Here is a 20,424-nt window from a genome sequence, read left to right on the forward strand (position 1 = left end):
TCCTGGAAACTTCGACAACCGCGGCCCGGGGACCACGGCACGCCATCGATGCGCGGCTCCGCCGCGTGGGCACGACGGGCCGGCACCCGCCGAACCGACGGGACCCGACGAGCTCCTAGGCACTCGGCACGCCCTGTGGAATCTCCCGGTCCCGAGCCCACCCCAACACCTCCTCCACCCTCCACGTGGTCACCACCCGCTCGGCCGGCACCCCGCACTCCTCCGCCCGAGCACACCCGTGCACCTGCCATGTGAGCTGCCCCGGCGCGTGCGCGTCCGTGTCGACCGAGAACAGCACCCCGGCCTCCACCGCCCGCCGCAGCAACCGCCGAGGCGGATCGAGGCGTTCCGGCCGGGAGTTGATCTCCACTGCCGTCCCGGTCTCCGCGCACGCCGCGAACACCGCGTCCGCGTCGAACTCCGACTCCGGCCGCCCCCTCCCGGTGACCAGCCGCCCCGTGCAGTGCCCCAGCACATCCGAGTGCGGGTCGCGCACGGCGGCGACCATCCGACGGGTCATCGCGCGAGCGTCCATGCGCAGCTTGGAGTGCACGGACACGACCACGACATCGAGCCGGTCCAGCAGTTCGGGCTCCTGGTCCAGCGAACCGTCGTCGAGGATGTCGCACTCGATCCCGGTGAGCAGCCGGAACGGCGCCCATGTCTCGTTCAGCGCGGCCACCACGTCGAGCTGCTCCCGCAGCCGCTCGGGGGACAGCCCGCGGGCGACCGTCAGCCGGGGCGAGTGGTCGGTCAGCGCCGTCCACTCGTGACCGAGGCGCGCGGCGGTCCGGCCCATCTCCTCGATCGGACTGCCCCCGTCCGACCAGTCCGAATGCACATGGCAGTCGCCCTTGATCAGCTCCATCAGCCGTTCGCCACCATCCGGGAGCGGTGCCTCGCCCTCCTGCTCCAGCTTCCGCAGATAGCCCGGCACCTGTCCGGCCAGCGCCTCCCGCACCACCTGCGCGGTCTTCGGCCCGACCCCCTGCAACGACTCCAGGGAGCCGCCGTCGGCCCGCTCGGCCACCTCGTCCGCGGGCAGCGCGCCGAGCACGGCGGCGGCCGTACGGAACGCGCGTACGCGATAGGTGGGGGCCCGGTCCCGCTCCAGCAGGAAAGCGATCCGGTCCAGGGCCTCGACGGGATCCATGGCACCTCCAGCTCCTGCCTCCAGCCTCACCCAGCACGCGGGTACCCGCACGGCGGCTTCACGATCACGGGCGCGCGGGACGCACCGACCCGCCCGGCACAACCTCGCCGGACCTCACCCGGTCACCGACCGCCGCAACCCGCTCTACGCTCGAGGCATGACCGAAATCGCGAGCCCCTACATTTCCCATCCCCGGGTCATGGTGCTCGGGGTGCAGCCGGGTACGCCGCCGTTCCGGATCGTGGAGATCGACGGACAGGTGGTCGGCGAGGCCAAGACGCTGACGGACGTGCTGCAGGCCGCTGCGGCGTACGGGGTCGTCGTCCATGACCTCGACGACCCCGACCAGGTCCGCTGGGTGGGTGGCGACAAGCTCACCTGGACGTTGCGCTAGCCCTCTTGCGGGTTCCGCGCAGGCGGCGGGTCCAGCCGCCGCGCGGCGCCTTCGGCTGGGCCGGTGCCTTGTCGGGCCTGCGCGGGGCTCGGGCGTGCACCGCCCGCCCGAGCCTGCGGCCCAGGAGCAGATAGCCCAGCAGCGCGCCCGCCGTGTTCAGGATGACGTCGTCGATGTCGAAGGCGCGTCCGGTGACGACCGCGCCCTGCACCAGCTCGACCAGCAGCATCACCAACGCGGTCAGGGCGGGCACGCGCAGCAGTCTGCGCGCGCCGGGCGCCAGCACCGGCAGCAGGATGCCGAAGGGCACGCCCAGCAGGACGTTTCCCCCGACCTGTTTGAGCGCGTCGCGCGGGTCGGGGTGGTGCCAGTAGAGCTCCAGCGAGCTGCCGGGGCGGAGGTTGCTGTGGGTGAGGGTCTCCGACGCGGGGGACGGCTGGAGGGTGAGCCCGGCCAGCACCGCGCCGAACGCCACCATGGCCACGAAGGCCAGCGCCATCACCAGCAGCCGCAGGGGCCACGCGAGCGGCCGCCGGTCGCGCGAGGCCGCCGGTGAGGGGCGACCGGAGCTCGTGGAACGGAAACGCGACGTGGTGCGGGAACGCGACGTGGTGCGGGCCATGCAACCCTCCCGGTTTCAACTTCCTATCGCCACAAGGTGGTTACCCCCGAAGCTGCCTTCGATGCCCGCTCGTGCGGACTCGGTCACGGCGTGCGACGGGTTTCCCGCCGCCCTCGCTGGGCACTCCGGTGGGGACCGACAGGGTCCGCTCCCGTTCGAGGGGCGCCGGGCAGGCGCTCGGGAGCAGGAGGGCGCGGGAGGGCGCGGACATACGGAGGCGGCGGAGCCGACGTACGACGCGCCCTCCCCGAATCGACGTGCCCTCCCCGGGCCGGGGAGGGCACCGGAGTCCGGTCAGGGCCCGTACGTCACCTTCACCTCCTTGAAGCCGAGGGAGTGCAGCAGCCCTTCGAGCATGTCGGTGGTGTTCGCCTCGGCGCGGTCGGTGAGCTTGCTCTCCTCGGCGGCGTCGCCGATGTGCTTCACGGCGAGGCGTTGCACGGCCTGTTCGCCGTTGGGGTTGTCGGAGAAGAGGTCACCGAGGCGGTCGAGGAGACCGCGCTGCTTGGAGACGGCGTAGGAGTGCTCGGTGTCGAGGGCGGGCGTGCCGAGCCGGGCGTGCGGGAGGTTGATGGTGGCCGAGGTGCGGTCCTCGTCGACCTTCACGTCTTTCTCGCCGACCTTGCCGAGGTCGACATAGGCGTCGACGGTGCCCGCGCCGACGTACAGCGTGCGGGTGCCGCGGATCGCGTCCGGCAGGTACTTGGCGTCCTTCTCCAGGTCGACGACCACCTGGAAGTTGCCCGATGCGGCGTCGTAACGGCTCATGTCCTGGATGGACTTCAGGAGTGTGGGCCCCGAGCGGTCGTGCTCCTCGGTGCCGAACACGTCGTCCAGCCCCCCGAAGACCAGCAGCCGCAGCGCGGCCAGCAGCACCACGATGAGGATGACCACGGCGGTGAGCAGCTTGGCCCAGCCGGGCACGCGCGTACGCTTGATGGACGTCGTCATGTCGACGGACCTCCTTCCTATTTCAACGAATGCCCCCAAACACGTTGGCGGAACGCCGAGTTGGAGTTTGTCCACACTTCGCCGTAGGTCAGGGGCGCGGGCCGTCCCGGGCGCCGTATCGAATAGACGTACGCCGAGTGACCAGGGGCATGAAGCCGCGCGGCGACGTTGTCGCCCGGGACGGAGGGCGTGAGCCCGTCCAGTGCCTCGTCGCCGCCGAGCTGCGCGTGGTCGTCCGGGGCCGTCCTGCAATACCCGAGCGAGGACGGCATGCGTGGCTGAGGCGGGGTCAAGACGTCCCGGACGTGGCCTCGGGGCGGGCCAGGGCCGCGTCCAGGGTCGGGGCCGGTGGCAGGAGCCGGGCCAGGCCCGTGACCTTGAGGACGCGCAGGGTGAGCGGGTGGGTGCAGACGAGGCGGAGTTCGCCGTCGTGGTCGAGGACGCGCTGCCGGGCCCGGTAGAGCAGGCGCAGGCCGGAGCAGTCGAAGAACTCGACGTGGCGCAGGTCGATCACGATCCGGGCGCCGGGGCGGCCCGTCGCCGCGTCGAGGTGCGGAATGATCTCGACCGCCGCCGCGATGTCGATCTCGCCGTGCAGTTCGAGCACGGTGCGACCACGGTCCGTGCGGACGCGCAGGTACCCGGTCGCGGGCGGTGTGGGGTCGTTCGACACGACGGCATCGCCTCCAACCGGACTCCGTCGGGGCAACTCCCGTCCCCGCGCTGCAAGTTACCCCCGTCAGAGTGAATTTCAGCATGTTCGATTGACATATGTCTTCGATTTCTCCGGCAATCCGTCCGGAGTTTTACCGAGCAGTCGCACGGCACCTCCTCGCCGCACCTTCTACGACAGCGCGTGCCAGGCCTTCGACAGCGCCTGCCGGAACTGGTCCGCCTGGTGCGCGGTGAGGTCCCGGATCATGCGTTCCTCGAGGTCACGCACCGGCTCCGCATGGCGTGCGAGCAGCTCGCGCCCCTCGTCGGTCAGCAGGATCAGCAGCTCGCGCCGGTTGCGCGGATTGCGCTCCCGGCGTACGAGTCCACGGTTCTCGAGACTTCGTACGAGATCCGCGATGGACTGGGCTGTGACGAACGAGTCGCGGGCGAGCTGGGCGGCCGACAGTCCGTCGTGCCGCTCCAGCACGGTGAGGGAGGTGTACTGCAGGGCCGTGATCCCGGCCGGCTTCACCAGCTCGTCGAGGCGCGCACGGACAACGAGCTCGACCTGCTTGATCATGTAGAGGAGGGAGGGGGGTGCCTTGGTGCCGACCATGGGGTCAGCGTAAGGCATTGACAGGAAACCTGTCTGTGATGAAACTGCGGACCAACAGGAATCCTGTCGGTTCAGACTGGTGTGAGAACTTGGCGATCAAGGCTGAGGAGTGGGCAATGACGACCACCTTCGAGAGCGGGCCCGGGCGGCTGTTCATCGGTGGGCAGTGGCTCGAGGCGACTGACGGGGCACGCGCCGACGTGATCGACCCGTCCACGGGTCAGGTGGTCACGACCGTCGCGGAAGCGGGCGCCGCCGACGTCGACGCCGCCGTCCGCGCCGCGCGCGAGGCGTTCGACAGCGGTGCCTGGTCCGGACTGAGCGGCCGTGAGCGCGGCCGGATCCTGCACCGCGTGGCCGAGCTGATCCGGGAGAACGCCGACGACATAGCGGCCCTGGAGAGCCGCGACGTCGGCAAACCCATCACCCTGGCCCACGCCGTCGACGTGACGAACGCGGCCAACGACTACGAGTACTACGCCTCCCTCGCCTGGTCCCTGGACGGCTCCTCGCGCGACGTCCCGAACAACCGCCTCGCCTACACCAAGCGCGGCCCGATCGGTGTGGTCGGTGCGATCACCCCGTTCAACTTCCCGCTGATCCTGGCCGGTTCCAAGATCGCCCCCGCGCTCGCCGCCGGCAACACGGTCGTGCACAAGCCCGCCGAGGAGACCCCGCTCAGCGCCCTCTACATGGCGAACCTCCTCAAGGAGGCCGGAGTCCCCGACGGCGTCTACAACGTCGTCACCGGCACAGGCCCGGTCGCGGGCGAGGCGCTGCTGCGCAACCCCGGCGTCGACAAGATCGCCTTCACCGGTTCCACCGCCACCGGCCGCCACGCGGCGAGCGTCGCCGGTGAGGGCCTGAAGCAGGTCACGATGGAGCTCGGCGGCAATGCGGCGCACCTCGTCTTCGAGGACGCCGACATCGAGAAGGCCATCGGCGCCATCATCAAGGGCTTCGTCTTCAACACCGGCCAGTTCTGCATGGGCGGCCCCCGCCTCCTGGTCGCCCGCCCGGTGTACGAGACCGTGGTCGGCATCCTCGCCGACGCCGTACCCGGGGTGCCCCTCGGCGACCCCCGGCAGCCCGAGACCGTCATCGGCCCGATGGCCGGTGAGCGCCACCTCAAAAAGGTCGAGGAGTACGTCGAGCTGGCCCGCAAGGAGGGAGGTCGCATCGTCTGCGGCGGCGAGCGCCTCGACCTGAACGGCGGCTATTACTACAAGCCCACCGTCATCGCCGACCTCACCAACGACTCCCGCGTCGTCCAGGAGGAGGTCTTCGGGCCGGTCCTCACCGTGCAGCCCTTCGACTCCGAGGACGAGGCCGTCGAGCTGGCCAACTCCACGCCCTACGGCCTGGCCTCCGGCATCCAGACCACCAACCTCACCCGCGCCCACCGCGTCGCCGACAGGCTCCAGGCCGGCATCGTCTGGGTCAACGACTGGCCGATGCTCGACCCCGCCGTGCCCTTCGGCGGAGTCAAGGCCTCCGGCTTCGGCCGCGAGTACGGCCCCGAGGCCCTGGAGTCCTACACCAAGGTCAAGTCCGTCGTCGTCTCGCTCGACTGAGCGCCTGCCCGGAATCACTCGGTGAGCCGCCGGACCGCTCCGCCGGCTCACGGACAGAACAAGGAGTGCATGACCATGTCCACCACCACACGTGCCGCAGTGGTCGAGTCCGGGGGCGCGCCCTTCACCCTCTCCGAGGTCGTCCTCGACGAGCCGGGGCAGGGCGAGGCCCTGGTCCGTATGGTCGCGGCCGGGCTGTGCCACACCGACCTGGGGGTCGCGAGCGGCGGGCTGCCCTTCCCCCTGCCCGGCGTCCTGGGCCACGAGGGCGCCGGTGTCGTCGAGGCCGTCGGCCCCGGGGTCACCTCCGTCGCGCCGGGCGACCACGTCGTCCTGTCCTTCACCTCCTGCGGCGCCTGCCCCAACTGCCGAGACGGACACCCGGCGTACTGCGCCACCTGGCTCCCGCTGAACCTGCTCGGCGGACGCCGCGCCGACGGCACCAGCACCATCAGCCGCGACGGCCAGGACCTCGGCGGCCACTTCTTCGGCCAGTCCTCCTTCGCCGAGCGCGCCCTGGTCGACGAGCGCGGACTCGTCAAGGTCGACCCGGACGTACCGCTGGACTCCATCGCCCCGCTCGGCTGTGGCGTCCAGACCGGTGTCGGCGCGGTGTGGAACGTACTGGAGCCGCGAGCCGGCAGCAGCCTCGTCGTGCTCGGCGCCGGAGCAGTCGGCCTCTCCGCCGTGATGGCGGCGGCCCTCACCCCGGCGACCACGGTCATCGCGGTGGACAAGGTCGGTGAGCGTCTGGAACTGGCCAAGGAACTGGGCGCCACGCACACGGTGAACGCGAGCGAGGCCGCCGACATCACCGAGGCGATCATGGAGATCACCGGCGGCCGAGGTGCCAACGGTGCGGTCGAGACCACGGGCAGCGTCTTCGTGCTCCGCAAGGGCGTCGACGCCCTCGCCGCCCGCGGCACCCTCGTCATCGTCGGCGCCCCACCGTTCGGCACCGAGGTCTCCCTCGACGTCAACGGCATGCTCGGCGGCAAGCGCGTCGTCGGTCTCACCCTCGGCGACAACGAGATCCAGACCGCCATCCCCGTCCTCGTGCAACTGGTCAAAGAGGGCAAGCTGCCGCTCGACCGGCTGATCAGCCGCTACAAGTTCGAGGACATCGACCAGGCGGTCGCCGACATGAGCGGCGGCAGGAGCATCAAGCCCGTGCTCACCTTCTGACCGCGGCCGACGTCCCGAGGAGCCATCTCCCGCCGGGTCACGTCCTCCCCGCGTGACCCCGGCCCTGTGGGTGACCTGGACACCAGGTCACCCACAGGGCCGTCGGTCCGTCATGGCGCCATCAGAGGAAGCCCCGGCCGGCGGCGGCCCGGGCCGGGGCGGTCGGCGCTCGGGCGTGCTCACCGGCTGCGGTGGAGCGCCACCAGTAGCTGCCATGCCTGGTCGGCGATCTCCTGCGGGGTGCCGTCGAGGAGGCCGTGCAGCCAGTCCGCCAGGACCCCCGCGAAGGTGGCCGCCACGGCGGAGGCCACCAACGGGGCGTCCGCGGCCCCCGCCAGCTCGCGTTCGCGCAGGCTGTAGGCGCGCAGGTCCCGGTGCAGGACCCGGCCCAGCGGTCCACCGCCACCAGGCGCCAGCAGGGTGCGGTACAGACCCGCGTGCGGGGCGAGACCGGCGAAGAACTCCGGCAGCGCCGCCGGCGCCCGCACCGGGTCAGGGCGGCCCCGCCAGGCGTGCAGTGCCTCCACGGCCTCTCGTACGACATCGGCGCAGGCGTCGACGGCCAGCGCTTCCAGGTCCGGGTAGTGCACGTAGAACGTGGCCCGGCCGACCCCGGCCCGCCGGACCAGCGCGGCCACGCTGACCTCGTGCAGCGGATGCCCGGCGCACTCCTCCAGCAGGGCCTTCCGCAGCTTGGCCCTGGTGCGGGCGGCTCGGGGGTCCTCGGTGACTCGGAGGTCTGCCCCGGTCCGGGAATCCTCGGTGGGCCGGGGGGCCTCCGGGTTCATCCGGCGACGAGGACGGCGGCCAGGGCGAGGGCACCGGGGAGCGCCTGGGCGACGAGGATGCGGCGGTTGGCGGTGGCCGCGCCGTACACACCCGCGACGATCACGCAGCCGAGGAAGAAGATCTGCACGCGGTATCCGGTCGGGTCGCCCGCGATCAGGCCCCACACCAGCCCGGCCGCGAGGAAACCGTTGTACAGCCCCTGGTTGGCGGCCATCGGGGCCGTGCGCCGCGCCATCTCCGTGTCGAACCCGTGGAAGCCCATTCCCTGCTTCTTCTGCCACAGGAACATCTCCATCACCAGGATGTAGAAGTGCAGCGCCGCCACCAGCGCCACCAGCACGTTCGCCAGTATCCCCATCGTCTGCAGTCTCCGTCACACACTCGATGCGGCCAAGGATTTCTTGGACAGGTGTCCACTATATCTGGACGATTGTCCAGGAAGCTATCGGCCCCCTCCTGGGCTCCTGGGTCGTTTCCGCCGCGCTGTCGGACCCTGCCGCTAGGTTCCCGTCCATGAGTGAGCAAGAGGTGATCGTGCGGCGTGCCCGTGCCGAGGACGTGCCCGGCATCGTCGACTCCAGCGCCCGGCTGTTCGCCGAGGACGGCGGCCCCCGCGACGCGAGTCTGAACGTGGACTGGCCGCGCCTGCACGGACCCGAGGCGTTCGCGGCGGCCCTCCTCGACCCCGGCCGGCTGCTGCTCGCCGCGCTGTGCGAGGACGAGGTGGTGGGGCATCTGTCGGGATCGATGTCCGGCCCCTCCGCCATGCGGCCCGTGGCGTCGGCCACCCTCCTGGCGCTGTACGTCCAACCACGGCTCCGCCGCGCCCGGGTCGGCGCCCGACTGGTCGACACGTTCCTGGAGTGGGCGAGGGAGCAGGGCGCGGCGCACGCGGAGGTGACCGCCTCGGCGGCCAACACGGAAGGCATCCGGTTCTACGAGCGGGAGTCCTTCCGGCCACAGGCCCTCACGCTGCGGCTGAACCTGTGACCGTGGGGTACCCGGGGAGCGTATGGGTGGCGGCGGACCGTCCTCCGCGCCCGGTACCCCGTACGGAGGAGACATGGCACTGGTACAGGCGGGCCTCGTGGTGCTGGACTGCGCCGAGCCGGAGAAACTCGCGGTGTTCTACAAGGAACTGCTCGACGCGGAGGAGACGGACGCCACGGCCAACCGCGTCGAGATCGAGGGTGCCTGCGGCGCCCGTATGGCGTTCCGCCGGGACGTCAACGCCACCCCGCCGAGCTGGCCCCGCCCCGAGAACTCCCTCCAGGCCCACCTGGACTTCTACGTCGACGACCTGGACGAGGCCGAGCGCCGCATAGTCTCCCTCGGCGGGCGCCCGCTGGACACCAAGGAGCCGTCGGGCCCGTTCGAGGAGCGTGGCTACTCCGATCCGGCCGGCCACTCCTTCACCCTGCGTCGTGAACACCCGACGGCGCCCAAACAGGGGTGAGGCACCCCCGGTACGAGCGACGGCCGGGGCGACGGCCGGGGCCTGTCCGCCCGCTCCGACCGGAGCCGGCGGACAGGCCCCGTACATCAGTCCCGGCCTCCCTTCTCCGCGGCCGGCCACACCCCGGTGGACCGCTCGATGGCCTTCGCGCCGGTGCGGTCCACCGCGCTGCGTACCACCGCGAAGATCGCGCCCTGGACGGCCGCCGCGAGCAGGACCTCGCCCCAGCCGCGGTCCCGGTCCAGCGCGTCGGGCGCGTCGTCCTCATGAGTGATCATCTTCCAGGTCTTGCGGAACGCGAGTGAGGCCAGCGCACCGCCCGCCCAGCCCAGGGCGAATCCGAGCGGCTGGTAGGCGAGGGGCAGCTTCTTCTTCTTGGACATCTGGTTCTCCTCGTTCTTCATGTCGTGCTGTCGTCGACCCGCTGTCGTCAACCGGGTGGCGCCGCTCAGGGGCGGCCCCGCGGGGCTACTCGCTCGGCGGCGGGTACCGGCCCCGGCGCCGTACCGTCGCCGAACGGGCTGCCGCCCAGATCCTCACGGCCGTGCGGCGTGAGCCATCCGGCCAGATCGGGCCCGAGCGGCACCACACCGGTCGGGTTGATGCCCGAGTGCACCTGGTAGTAGTGCCGCTTGATGTGGTCGAAGTCGACGGTGTCACCGAATCCAGGAGTCTGGAACAGGTCACGGGCGTACGCCCACAGCACCGGGTCCTCCGCCAGCTTCCAGCGGTTGCACTTGAAGTGACCGTGGTAGACGGGGTCGAAACGCACCAACGTGGTGAAGAGCCGGATGTCCGCCTCGGTGATCGTCTCCCCGACGAGATAACGCTGCCGCGCCAGCCGCTCCGACAGCGCCTCCAGCCGCCGGAACACCCCGGCGCAGGCCTCCTCGTACTCCTCCTGCCCCGTGGCGAAGCCCGCCCGGTAGACCCCGTTGTTGACGTCCTGATAGACCTCCTCCATCACCGTGTCGATCTCGTCGCGGAGGGCCGCCGGATACAGGTCGGGCGCGTCCTGGCGGTGCAGGTCCGTCCACTCGGTGGCGAGATCGAGGGTGATCCGCTGGTAGTCGTTGGTGACCAGCTCGCCGCTCGGCACGTCCACGATCGCCGGGACGCTGACCCCGCCGGGGAACTCGCTCTCCCGTGCCTCGTACGCCTCCTTCAGGAACCGGATGCCCAGCACGGGGTCCCGGCCGTCCGGGTCCAGGGTGAACCGCCAGCTGCGGTCGTCCTGGATCGGGTCGGCGATCGCCATCGGCAGGGCGTCCTCAAGGCCCAGCAGCCGCCGTGAGATCACCGCCCGGCTCGCCCAGGGACAGGCCCGGCTGACGACGAGCCGGTAGCGGCCCGCCTCCACGGGCCAGCCGTCCCGGCCGTCGGCCGTGATCCGGTCCGAGAAGTGGCTCGCGGACCGCTTGAACGGCTTCCTCCCGTACGACTCGTTGCCTTCGCCGACACTCATGCCGTCCGTCCTTCCGGTCTGTCCGGATACCCGTGCCCTGATGTGAGTTCCCCGATTTCCGCGACCCCCACGGTGTGAGCGCGACCGGTCGGGGCAGTCGGCGAACGTGACGCGGACAGGGGAGGACACGGAGATGACGGACGACCGGGGCGGGGCGGTCCTCGAAGGGCCGGGGACCGATGAGGAGGGCAAGGCCCGGACGGACCGCAGGACCCGGATCACCGTCCTCGTCGCCCTCGGCGCCAACCTCGTGATCGCCGTGGCCAAGGCGGTCGGCGGACTCGTCGCCGGATCGCCCGCCCTCCTGTCGGAGGCAGCACACTCGGTCGCCGACAGCATGAACGAGGTCTTCCTCCTCGCCGCGCTGCGCCGCAGCCGCCGCCCCGCCGACAGCCGGCATCCCTTCGGCTACGGCAAGGAGCGCTTCTTCTGGTCCCTGCTGGCCGCCGTCGGCATCTTCGTGATGGGCGGCTGCTTCTCGTTCTACCAGGCGATGCACGCGCTGACGACACCGAGCGAGGAGTCCTACGACGGCTATGTGGCCGGTATCGCCGTCCTCGGAGTCGCCCTCCTCTCCGAGGGGGCGTCACTGCTGCGTGCCCTGCACCAGGTGCGCGGGCAGGGCGGCCGCGTCGGGGGTCTGCGGGACCCGGCCCTGCGCACGGTCGTCGCCGAGGACGGCACGGCCGTGCTCGGTGTGACCCTCGCGATCGGCGGAATGGCCCTGCACATGGTGACCGGCCAGGTGATCTGGGAGGCCTCCGCGTCGTTCGCCATCGGGGCGCTGCTCGTGTACGTCGCCTACCGGCTCGGCCGGGACGCCCGAGAGCAGCTCATCGGGGTGGCGGCCGACCCCGAACCCAGCCGGAGGATACGTGCCCTGCTGGAGGCCCAGCCCGAGATCGACAGCGTCGAGGCCCTGCTCACCATGCAACTGGGCCTGGACTCCACCCTGGTGGCGGCCCGCGTCGATCTGGTCCCCGGCCTCGACAGCGAACGCGTCGAGGAGGTCGCCGTACGCATCAAGCGGTCCATCGCCCATGTCGTCCCCGAGGCCGACCAGATCTTCCTCGACGTGACGGACAAGTCGGAGTGGCGGCGCCACGGGGAGCGGGCGGCGAAAAGCCCCGCCGCGACGGGGGAACGCGGCGGGGCCTGAGACTCGGGTGCCCGGTGCGCGGGGGATCATGCGCGACGCGCCGAAACTTTTTTCGCGCACTTCCCCGCGCCCACTCTCCGCACGGACACCGCATCGACATCCGTACGGAGAGCCGCGCCGTCAACCGTTCGTCGGCTCCAGCACGAAGACCGGAATCTCCCGGTCGGTCTTCTCCTGGTACTCCGCGTACGGCGGATACGCGGCGACCGCCCGCTCCCACCACTCGGCCTTCTCGTCGCCGGTGACCTCCCGCGCGGTCAACTCCCGGCGCTCGGGCCCGTCCTGCAGCTCCACGCGCGGGTCGGACTTGAGGTTGTGGTACCAGACCGGGTGCTTGGGCGCGCCGCCCTGCGAGGCGACCACCGCGTACCGCCCGTCGTGCTCCACCCGCATCAGCGGAGTCTTGCGGATCTTCCCGCTCTTCGCGCCGCGCGACGTGAGCACGACCACCGGCAGGCCGGTGTCCAGCAACGTGGTCCCCTTCGTGCCGCCCGAGCTCTCGTACAACTCGACCTGCTCGCGCACCCACTGAGTGGGGCTGGGCACGTACTCGCCCTCAAGAGGCATGGCAACCGTCCCTTGTTCGTCACGTACAGAGGCTGTCCCCCGCATACAACACCTGCCCCGTCCGGAACCATCCGCAACGAACCGTCGGCACGCGGGTCGCCTCACTGGCGGAGCCCGGACAGGAGCTGTGACGGCTCCAGCATCAGCACCGCCAGCACCGCGATCACGGCGCTCGACAGCAGGCCGGTCAGCAGCCGTCCCCGGTGGCCGGTGAGGGACCGGCCGAGCAGGGCCCCGCCGCCGGCGAGGAGGAGTTGCCAGCTCGCGGAGGCGAGGAACGCGGCCAGCACGAACACCGCCTGTTCCAGGGGCTCCACGGTGTCGGTGGCCCGGCTGCCGAGCACCAGGGCGGTGAAGTAGACGACCGTGGTGGGGTTCAGGAGGGTGATCCCCAGCAGGGCGACGTACGCGCGAGCCGGGCCGACCGGGTCCTGACGCGGTCGGGTGGTGAGTCGCCGGGCCCGGTACTGGCTCAGTGCCGTGGTCGCGCCACGCGCGGCCAGGGCGAGGAGCACCAGGGCGGACGCCCAGCGCAGGGGCACCAGCACCGGCTGCAACACGGCGGCGAGGGCCGTGCCGCCGAGCACGGCGAGCAGGGCGTACAGCCCGTCGGCCGTCGCCACGCCGAGCGCGGCGCAGGCTCCGGTCCGCAGGGACGTACGGGCGGTGAGGGAGACGAGGTAGGTCGCGACCGCTCCGACGGGGATGGCGATGCCATAGCCGGCGAGGAGCCCCGCGACGAGCGCGGCCGTCACGACCGGGGCGGTGTCGGTCCCCACGGTCGGCCGGACTGCTGCTGTCCCCGCACCGGTGACACGGCGGCGAGGGTCAGCGGCAGGAAGGCGTCGGTGATGAGCATGCGCAGATCCTGGGGGTGAGCACCGGGCCACCGCAATCGAATTACCGGAGTCCCCAGCGCGCCATCCGCGAGGGCGTCACGCCTTGGGGCGGCGACCGCTGCGGCGGGGCGCGGGCTCGGCTCCGTTCAGCAAGGTGCGGCGGCGCTCCTCGCCATGCTCCTCGACCTGGAGCACGACACTGCGCAGCCCCTCCGCGAGGCTGCGGCACTCCGTGTCGCTGAGCTGCCCGGTGACGAAGGCCTCCTCCTCGTTGAACGCCGGGAAGACCCGCCGCATCAACTCCTCGCCCTCGTCGGTGAGCGCCAGCAGCACCAGCCGACCGTCCGTCGGATGGTCCGCCCGCCGTACCAGGCCGCGCGACTCCAGCGTGCGCGCGACCCCCGTGAGCGTGCCCTTGGAGATGCCCGCCTCCTCCGCCACGTGCCGTGTCTCGGACTCGCCCCACACCCACACGACCCACAGCACCACGAAGGCCGTCCAGGTGAGGTCGGAACCGCGCAGCACGGAGTTCTCCAGGTGCTGGCGCACCGCCGAGGCGGCCCGGTAGATGTTCGCCACCGCCGCCATCTGGTCCCGGCGGATCGTGAAGTCACCCAGTTTCGCCGCGGCGAGCTTCTCGGCTTCGGTGATGGATCGCTGACCGGGCACGGGCGCTCCTTCGGTCTCACGGCCGGACCGGACGGCCGCGTACGGCCCCTCCGGTCCCGGCTCGTCATGCGTGCGGACATTCGGTCGTTCGGTCATTCGGGAGTAAATTGTACGGAGGGGAGGGAACCCACTTCACCGGCGCCCAAGGCCGACCGCCCACCACACGACTGCCCGCGGTTCAGCGTTCGAAGACGACCCCGCCGTCGAACACCGTCATGTCGACCTGGACCTTGGTGATCTCACGCGGGTCGATGTCCAGCAGCGGTCGGTCCAGGACGCACAGGTCGGCCACCTTGCCCACCTCCACGGAACCCTTCCAGTCCTCGGCGAAGTCCTGCCGGGCCGGATTGATCGTGTACGCCCGCAACGCCTCGGCGAGGCCCACGCGCTGTTCCGGGCCGCTGACCCGGCCGCTGGCCTTCGACTCGCGCAGCAGCATCCCGGCGACCCCCTGCCGCCAGTCGGGCTCGGTGATCGGCGCGTCCGAGCTGGCGCAGACCGCTACGCCCGCCTCGAAGGCCGAGCGGACGGGCCACTCGTACGCCGACCGCTCCGGGCCCACCACCTCCTCCATCAGGTCGGAGATCGTCCACTTGATGGCCGGGTTCATGTTGACGCCGTAGCCCTGAGCCGCCAGCCGGGCGAGGCTGTCGGCGCCGATGAAGTCGCCGTGGATGACGTAGTGCCGGGCGTCCGGCCGTGGCACGGCCTCCTGCGCGGCCAGGAACGCGTCCACCACGATGTCGATGGCCCGGTCCCCGGTCACATGGACGCCCAGTTGGTAGCCCGCCTCGTGGGCGACACGGATCATGTCGAACAGCTCGTCCACCTGGAGCTCGGGTGTGCGGCCGTGCACGCACAGGGAGCCGTGTCCACCGTCGAGATAGGGCTCGTTCATCCAGGCCGTACGGTTCGGGGGCACCCCGTCGGCGAAGATCTTCACTCCGATGGCGTTCAGCCGCCGGGGGTCGGCGGACTCGGGGCGGTGCAGTTGGCCGAGGCCCTTGCGGACGTCGTCGGCGGAGCCGCCCATGGGCGCGGGCAGGAGAAGGACGCTGACCCGGGCGTGCAGACCGCCGGCCGCGACCAGGTCGGCGTAGGCGGTCCAGTTGTCGGTGCTCAGCCCGCCGAACAGGGTCTCGGAGCCGCCGGGGCCGAGGCCCGGCTCGGTGTAGCTGGTGATGCCGCGTGCGTGGAGTTCGGCGACGACGTTGCGGATGGCCTCGCGGCGCTGGGCGACGGTGGGGGAGGGCAGGGCGGCCTGCAGCAGTACCCCGGCGGCCTCGCGCAGGATGCCGGTGGGCCGGCCGTCGGCGTCGCGGTCGACCACACCGCCGTCCGGTGCCTCGGTGCCGGCGTCGATCCCGCACCGGCGCAGGGCCTCGCTGTTGGCCCACACCATGTGCTGGGAGAAGTCGGTCAGACAGACAGGGTGGTCGGGTGCCACCGCGTCCAGGTCCCCGCGGTGCGGGAGGCGGCCCGGCTCGGCCAGGCACTCGGCGAGATAGCCGGGGTCCCAGCCCAGCCCGACGATCCACTCTCCGGGTGCGGCGGTTCGTGCCGCCGCACCCACGGCCGCCGCGATGTCGGCGATCGAACCGACCGCGGGATGGCCGACGTCGAGGGCGAACGGCGGCTTGGACAGCCCGTACGCCGCGCCGTGCAGATGCGAGTCGTTGATGCCCGGCAGTACGGTCCGCCCGGCGAGTTCGACGATCCGCGTCGCCGGTCCGGCCAGGGCGCGCATCTCGGCGTCCGTGCCGACCGCGACGATCTCCCGGCCGCGCACGGCCACACCCTCGGCGACGGTGAAACCGGCGTCGACGGTGAGGACCTGACCGCCGGTCAGGACGAGGGTGGGGGAAGTGTCGCTCACGAGGACCTCTCTGGGGTGTCTGATCGGGTGGGGGAGGGAGCGGGGGACGGTGTGGACGGTGGGGACGGGGAGGGGGCGGGGGACGGAGAGGGAACCGATGGTGGAGGCAGCGGGTCGGCGGTCATCGGGGCGTTCGCGGGCCGAAGTACGCGAGCGCGGCGCCCGCCACCAGGGCCACGCCCTGCGCCATCTGCTGCCAGAACGTCGGCACGCTCAGCAGTGTCAGCCCGTTCTGCAGACATCCCAGGAACAGCACGCCGAGCAGGACACCGAGAACCGAACCGGAGCCTCCGCTCAGCGCGACCCCGCCCAGCAGCACCGCCGTGAGCACCGTCAGCTCGAATCCCGCACCCGAGGTGCCCGCGACCACGCTGTCCAGCACGGACGCCTTGATCGCCCCGGCCAGCGCGGCGGCCGTACCCGTGACCACGAACAGCGCCAAGGGCGTACGGCGGACGTCGATGCCGGACAGGTACGCGGCCTCCCGGTTGACCCCGATCGCGAACACGTGCCGTCCGGCCGGCGTGTACGCCAGGAACAGCGCCCCGGCGACGAGGACGGCCGCCGCGATCACCACCGGTGCCGCGATCCCGGCGATCCGCGCCCCGCCCAGCCATGCGAACCCGTCGCCGAACCCGCTCAGCGGCAACGGGAAGAGCTGCTGCGCCAGACCGCGTACGGCCGCCAGCATGCCCAGCGTCACGATGAACGGTGACAGCCCCAGGTAGCAGCAGAGCACCCCGTTCACGGCACCCACGGCCGCGCCGACGGCCAACGCCCCGAGCACCGCGACGACCGGTGACTGGGCCTGCTCGCCCGCGAGCCAGCCGGCCACCAGCGCGCCCAGCGCGAGCGTCGAACCGACCGACAGATCGAGGTACCCGCTGATGACCAGCAGCGCCAGCGGTACGGCGACGATCGCGAGGGCCGCCGCGTCGGTGGCGATCCCGCGCAGGTTGCCCGGGTCGAGGAAGCTGCCGGTGGACGACTGGAACACCAGCACCAGCAGGGTGAGGACGAGGATGAGAGGGTTGCGCCGCACCGTCGTCAGCGCCTGCGCGGCCAGGGCGCGCGGGCCGGGGACGACGCGTTCGGCGGCGGTCGCGGTGGTCATGCTGCTCCTTCGTGGGGCGGGTTGTGCGGGGCCGCCGGGGCGGAGGATCCGCGTGGTGGCGCCGGATCGTGGTCCGGCGCGTGCGAGGGCTGTCGGGCCGCCGGTCCCGCGTCATGGACGGCCGCGAGCAGGGCCTCCTCGGTGAGGCCGGCACCGGAGAGTTCGCCGACGATCCGGCCCCGGTCGACGATCAGACAGCGCTGCGCGAGGGTGGCCGCCTCCTCCGGATCGCTGGAGGCGAACAGCACGGCGGTGCCGCGCTCCCGGGCGAGTGTGGCGACGACGTCGTAGATCTCCTGACGGGCGCCGACGTCCACGCCCTGGGTCGGCTCGTCCAGGAGCAGTACGTCGACGGCACGGGCCTCGTTGATCCACCGGCCCAGCAGCAGCTTCTGCTGGTTGCCGCCGGAGAACGCCGAGGCGGGCAGCTCCGGCCGCGCCGGACGCAGTCCGACCGCCTCGGCCAGCGAGCCGAACACCCGCCGCTCCGTACCGAGCGCGCGCACTCCGCGCCGGGCGAGCCCCCGCATGCTGGGCAGCACCACGTTGTCCAGCGCGCTCAGGCCCGCGAAGAGCCCCTGCGACCGCCGGTCCGCCGGTACGAGGGCGACGCCGGCGGCCAGCGCGTCGGCGGGCCGGGCCGGCGACACGGGACGGCCGCCGACACACACGGTGCCGCCCGTGGCGGGCCGCCTGCCGAACAGCGTCTCCAGCACCCGCGTCCGCCCGGACCCGATCAGCCCGTACAGCCCTACGATCTCGCCCTCACCGACGAGGATGTCGACCGGCCCGAAGCCGGGGCCGCGCAGCCCGCGCACGGTGAGGCAGGCGGGGACGGCCGGGGAGGGGGAGGGGGAGGAGGGGGAGCCGGAGGGAGATAGGGCAGGCGGGGACAGGGCAGGCGGGGACAGGGGCAGGGCGGTGTAGGTGGCCGCGGTCCGACCCGCCGCCGGCCCGCCGCCGGGCTCCCCTTGCCGGGCCGCATCCCTGTCCGAGTCGTTCGCACCGACTCCGGCTTCGGCTTCGGCACCGACTCCGACTCCGGCTTCGGCTCTGGCTTCTGTTCCGGCACCGGCTCCGACCCCGGCTTCAGTTCTAATTCCGGCCCCGGTCATGGTTTCGGCTCCGGCCCCGGCACGGGTACCGGCTTCTGTTCCGGCACCGGCACCGCCACCTGCACCTGCACCGGCTTCGGTCCCCGCTCCGGTCCCGGTCCCGGTCCCGGTCCCGGTCCCTGTGCCGTCGGCCTTCGTGCCGCCTCCCGCAGGGCGTCCGCTCCGGGCGGCGCCCGGCGTCTCCTCTCTCCGGCCGCCCGTGATCGCCTCCACCAGGGTCCGGCGGTTGTGGCCACCCGTCGCCGAATGATGGGCGACCCGCCCGTCTCGCAGGACGGTCACCGCGTCCGCCAGGCGTTCGACCTCGGCCAGGAGGTGGGTGACGTAGACGATGGCGAGGCCCTGTGCACGGAGGTCCTCCACGCGGGCGGCGAGGGCGTCGCTCTCGGTGCCGGAGAGCGCGGCCGTGGGCTCGTCCAGGACCAGAACGGAGGCGCTGCGGCTGAGCGCCTTGGCGATCTCGACCAACTGCTTCTGGCCCATGGACAGTTCACCCACCCGGTCACGGGGCGAGCAGCTCGCGGCGACACGGTCGAGGAGTTCGGCGGCCACCTTCTCCTGGGCCCGGCGGTCGATCCGGCCGTACCGGGTCCACTCCTGGCCTAGGAAGATGTTCTCCGCCACGGTCAGGGAGTCCACGACGCTCAGTGTCTGGAAGATGATCGCCACCCCGGCCGCGATCGACTCGCGCGGGTTGAGCCGGGCGTACGGGACACCGCCCACCTCGATAGTCCCGGCGTCCGGCGGGAACGCGCCGCCGAGACACTTGATCAGCGTGGACTTCCCGGCCCCGTTGTGCCCGAGCAGGGCGTGGACCTGCCCCGCCGGCACGGTGAGGTCCACCCCGTCCAGCGCCCGCACACCGCCGAAGGACTTGCTCAGCGAGGTGATCCGCAGATTGGGCGACGTGGCCGCCGCCCCGGTCGTACCGCTCGTGTCGGCCATCGCGCGGCCCTACCCGTTCTGGGCGAGCAGCGAGTCGATCTCGGCGGTGTCGCCGCGCTGCACCAGCTTGACCGGCACCTGGGCGCTGGGGTTCGCCTTCCCGGCGGCGACCGCGAGCGGCACGTCGACGACCGCGTCGGCGATGTCCTGCGGGGCGAGCGCGACGGAGGCGCGGTAGAAGGTGTCCTGCTTGATGGCGAGGAGGGAGGGGGTCGAACCGTCCTGGCCGCCCACGAAGGTCTTCGTGTCACCCTTCTTCCGTCCGGCCTGCTGCAACGCCTTGAACCCGCCGTAGGCCGCCGCGTCCGTGATACCGAGCACGATGTTGAGGTCGGGGTGCTTGGCGAGGATCGCGTTGGACTTCGACAGCCCCGTGTCCGGGTCGATGGCCTGCTCCTGCGCCACTACGTCGACCCCGGGCGCGAGCTTGGTGAAGGCGTCGATCATGCCCTTCGTGCGCTCCCGGCCCAGATCGATCGTGTTGTCGACCAGGAACGCCACCTTGCCCTTGCCGCCCAGCTCGTCGTTGGCCCACTTCGCGGCCGCCTCGCCCAGCAGCGTGCCGCTCTCGCGGAAGCTGAACTGGATGTCGGCGCTCTGGTTCTCCAGCGTCCCGCCGTACGTCACCCAGATCAGCCCAGCGTCCAGCGCCGCCTTGGCGATCGACTCGGCGGCCTCGAAGACCATCGGGAACGACACGATCGCAGGCATCTTCTGTGTGACCCACGTGTTGAGGTTGCTGGCCTGGGTGTCGGGGTTGCTCGCGTCACTCGTCGTCAGCAGCTTGAGGTCGTGCTTCTTCGCGGCGGCCGTGGAAAGCTTCACCAGGGAGGCGTAAATGGGGAGTTGGGTGAAGGGGTAGTCGAAGCCGATCTGTGTGAGCGTCCGCGCCGAGGGGGACGCGCCCGCCGCCTTCGCCGATCCGGAGCCGCTCTCCGGGGCGCTGCAGCCCGTGGCGGCGAGTCCGGTCGTGGCGAGGGCTCCGGCGGACCACGCGAGGAACTGCCTGCGTGAGGCAGGGGAGACGGAGAGGGGGCGTCTGGTCATGGCGGGGATCTCCAAGGGGACGGGGCCCGCCGGCGGCGGGCGTCCTGCTGTGCCGAACAGAAAAGACCCCGGCGCCCCGCACCACCATCCGTACAAATACCGAGTGCGTACGGAGTGGCACGGCGGCGACGGGCGATGGACGGACTTGTGCACCACGTCGGAGGAGGGTGTCGCCCGGTCACGGATCGGTGAATGCCTTGTCCACGGATCGCGGACCCGCCTATCGTTAGG

22 protein-coding genes are annotated in these 20,424 nt (G+C 71.7%); 6 read left to right on the forward strand and 16 right to left on the reverse strand.

Annotated features, from left to right (window positions below):
• Positions 1 to 115: 115 nt before the first annotated feature.
• On the reverse strand, positions 116 to 1,153 hold the full coding sequence (locus ACFY9I_RS18710; RefSeq protein ID WP_391002886.1) for a PHP domain-containing protein: 1,038 nt from the start codon (positions 1,151 to 1,153) through the stop codon (positions 116 to 118).
• A gap of 157 nt (positions 1,154 to 1,310) precedes the next feature.
• Here ACFY9I_RS18710 and ACFY9I_RS18715 point away from each other — a divergent pair, with 157 nt between their 5' ends.
• Positions 1,311 to 1,547 carry a hypothetical protein gene (locus tag ACFY9I_RS18715; protein ID WP_391002888.1) on the forward strand — a complete coding sequence of 79 codons (237 nt, stop codon included), beginning with the start codon at positions 1,311 to 1,313 and terminating at the stop codon, positions 1,545 to 1,547.
• On the opposite strand, the gene ACFY9I_RS18720 is transcribed toward ACFY9I_RS18715, so the two are convergent.
• The 4 genes from ACFY9I_RS18720 to ACFY9I_RS18735 form a co-directional block, all read right to left on the reverse strand.
• Positions 1,528 to 2,169 (reverse strand): VanZ family protein, encoded by a 642-nt coding sequence (locus ACFY9I_RS18720; protein WP_391002889.1) that lies wholly within the window; start codon positions 2,167 to 2,169, stop codon positions 1,528 to 1,530. The two genes, ACFY9I_RS18715 and ACFY9I_RS18720, sit on opposite strands and share 20 nt — an antisense overlap.
• Before the next feature lie 294 nt (positions 2,170 to 2,463).
• Positions 2,464 to 3,120, reverse strand: coding sequence for a DUF4230 domain-containing protein (locus ACFY9I_RS18725; RefSeq protein WP_391002891.1), 657 nt, complete (start codon positions 3,118 to 3,120; stop codon positions 2,464 to 2,466).
• Between the two features lie 289 nt (positions 3,121 to 3,409).
• Positions 3,410 to 3,793: an anti-sigma factor antagonist gene (locus ACFY9I_RS18730; protein ID WP_391002893.1), complete on the reverse strand. Its 384-nt coding sequence runs from the start codon at positions 3,791 to 3,793 to the stop codon at positions 3,410 to 3,412.
• A 171-nt stretch (positions 3,794 to 3,964) separates the two neighbouring features.
• Positions 3,965 to 4,393: a MarR family transcriptional regulator gene (locus ACFY9I_RS18735; protein ID WP_391002895.1), complete on the reverse strand. Its 429-nt coding sequence runs from the start codon at positions 4,391 to 4,393 to the stop codon at positions 3,965 to 3,967.
• A gap of 116 nt (positions 4,394 to 4,509) precedes the next feature.
• Here ACFY9I_RS18735 and ACFY9I_RS18740 point away from each other — a divergent pair, with 116 nt between their 5' ends.
• Both ACFY9I_RS18740 and ACFY9I_RS18745 read left to right on the forward strand, forming a co-directional pair.
• Positions 4,510 to 5,967, forward strand: coding sequence for an aldehyde dehydrogenase family protein (locus ACFY9I_RS18740; protein ID WP_391002897.1), 1,458 nt, complete (start codon positions 4,510 to 4,512; stop codon positions 5,965 to 5,967).
• A 75-nt stretch (positions 5,968 to 6,042) separates the two neighbouring features.
• Entirely contained in the window at positions 6,043 to 7,152 is a 1,110-nt protein-coding gene (locus tag ACFY9I_RS18745; protein WP_391002899.1) for a zinc-binding dehydrogenase, read from the forward strand.
• A 179-nt stretch (positions 7,153 to 7,331) separates the two neighbouring features.
• Here the strand turns inward: ACFY9I_RS18745 and ACFY9I_RS18750 are convergent, their stop codons facing one another.
• A complete protein-coding gene (locus ACFY9I_RS18750) occupies positions 7,332 to 7,940 on the reverse strand; it encodes a TetR family transcriptional regulator (protein ID WP_391002901.1) in 609 nt (202 codons plus the stop codon).
• The gene (locus tag ACFY9I_RS18755; protein ID WP_391002903.1) at positions 7,937 to 8,299 is read right to left on the reverse strand and encodes a DUF1304 family protein; all 363 of its coding nucleotides are present in this window, start codon (positions 8,297 to 8,299) and stop codon (positions 7,937 to 7,939) included. The genes ACFY9I_RS18750 and ACFY9I_RS18755 overlap by 4 nt, the downstream gene beginning before the upstream one ends.
• 155 nt (positions 8,300 to 8,454) lie before the next feature.
• On the opposite strand from ACFY9I_RS18755, the gene ACFY9I_RS18760 reads away from it, so the two are divergent.
• Both ACFY9I_RS18760 and ACFY9I_RS18765 read left to right on the forward strand, forming a co-directional pair.
• Positions 8,455 to 8,931 carry a GNAT family N-acetyltransferase gene (locus ACFY9I_RS18760; RefSeq protein ID WP_391002905.1) on the forward strand — a complete coding sequence of 159 codons (477 nt, stop codon included), beginning with the start codon at positions 8,455 to 8,457 and terminating at the stop codon, positions 8,929 to 8,931.
• Between the two features lie 73 nt (positions 8,932 to 9,004).
• On the forward strand, positions 9,005 to 9,397 hold the full coding sequence (locus tag ACFY9I_RS18765) for a VOC family protein (protein ID WP_391002907.1): 393 nt from the start codon (positions 9,005 to 9,007) through the stop codon (positions 9,395 to 9,397).
• Positions 9,398 to 9,483: 86 nt separating this feature from the next.
• Here ACFY9I_RS18765 and ACFY9I_RS18770 read toward each other — a convergent pair whose 3' ends face one another.
• Both ACFY9I_RS18770 and ACFY9I_RS18775 read right to left on the reverse strand, forming a co-directional pair.
• The gene (locus tag ACFY9I_RS18770; protein ID WP_391003190.1) at positions 9,484 to 9,780 is read right to left on the reverse strand and encodes a DUF4235 domain-containing protein; all 297 of its coding nucleotides are present in this window, start codon (positions 9,778 to 9,780) and stop codon (positions 9,484 to 9,486) included.
• Between the two features lie 65 nt (positions 9,781 to 9,845).
• The gene (locus ACFY9I_RS18775) at positions 9,846 to 10,862 is read right to left on the reverse strand and encodes a glutathione S-transferase C-terminal domain-containing protein (protein ID WP_391002909.1); all 1,017 of its coding nucleotides are present in this window, start codon (positions 10,860 to 10,862) and stop codon (positions 9,846 to 9,848) included.
• Between the two features lie 133 nt (positions 10,863 to 10,995).
• On the opposite strand from ACFY9I_RS18775, the gene ACFY9I_RS18780 reads away from it, so the two are divergent.
• On the forward strand, positions 10,996 to 12,021 hold the full coding sequence (locus ACFY9I_RS18780) for a cation diffusion facilitator family transporter (protein ID WP_391002911.1): 1,026 nt from the start codon (positions 10,996 to 10,998) through the stop codon (positions 12,019 to 12,021).
• A gap of 120 nt (positions 12,022 to 12,141) precedes the next feature.
• On the opposite strand, the gene ACFY9I_RS18785 is transcribed toward ACFY9I_RS18780, so the two are convergent.
• The 7 genes from ACFY9I_RS18785 to ACFY9I_RS18815 all read right to left on the reverse strand — a co-directional run bounded on the left by ACFY9I_RS18785 (position 12,142) and on the right by ACFY9I_RS18815 (position 20,193).
• Entirely contained in the window at positions 12,142 to 12,588 is a 447-nt protein-coding gene (locus tag ACFY9I_RS18785; protein WP_391002913.1) for a nitroreductase/quinone reductase family protein, read from the reverse strand.
• Positions 12,589 to 12,689: 101 nt separating this feature from the next.
• The gene (locus ACFY9I_RS18790; RefSeq protein ID WP_391003192.1) at positions 12,690 to 13,343 is read right to left on the reverse strand and encodes a LysE family transporter; all 654 of its coding nucleotides are present in this window, start codon (positions 13,341 to 13,343) and stop codon (positions 12,690 to 12,692) included.
• Positions 13,344 to 13,523: 180 nt separating this feature from the next.
• A complete protein-coding gene (locus ACFY9I_RS18795; RefSeq protein ID WP_391003194.1) occupies positions 13,524 to 14,096 on the reverse strand; it encodes a MarR family transcriptional regulator in 573 nt (190 codons plus the stop codon).
• A 178-nt stretch (positions 14,097 to 14,274) separates the two neighbouring features.
• Positions 14,275 to 15,972 (reverse strand): amidohydrolase family protein, encoded by a 1,698-nt coding sequence (locus tag ACFY9I_RS18800; protein ID WP_391002915.1) that lies wholly within the window; start codon positions 15,970 to 15,972, stop codon positions 14,275 to 14,277.
• Between the two features lie 121 nt (positions 15,973 to 16,093).
• Positions 16,094 to 17,086: an ABC transporter permease gene (locus ACFY9I_RS18805; RefSeq protein WP_391002917.1), complete on the reverse strand. Its 993-nt coding sequence runs from the start codon at positions 17,084 to 17,086 to the stop codon at positions 16,094 to 16,096.
• Entirely contained in the window at positions 17,083 to 19,146 is a 2,064-nt protein-coding gene (locus ACFY9I_RS18810; protein WP_391002919.1) for an ATP-binding cassette domain-containing protein, read from the reverse strand. The genes ACFY9I_RS18805 and ACFY9I_RS18810 overlap by 4 nt, the downstream gene beginning before the upstream one ends.
• Positions 19,147 to 19,155: 9 nt before the next feature.
• A complete protein-coding gene (locus ACFY9I_RS18815; protein WP_391002921.1) occupies positions 19,156 to 20,193 on the reverse strand; it encodes a substrate-binding domain-containing protein in 1,038 nt (345 codons plus the stop codon).
• Between the last annotated feature and the right edge of the window lie 231 nt (positions 20,194 to 20,424).

Origin of the sequence: Streptomyces sp. NPDC012510 (assembly GCF_042955065.1) — a bacterium.
GTDB lineage: Bacteria > Actinomycetota > Actinomycetes > Streptomycetales > Streptomycetaceae > Streptomyces.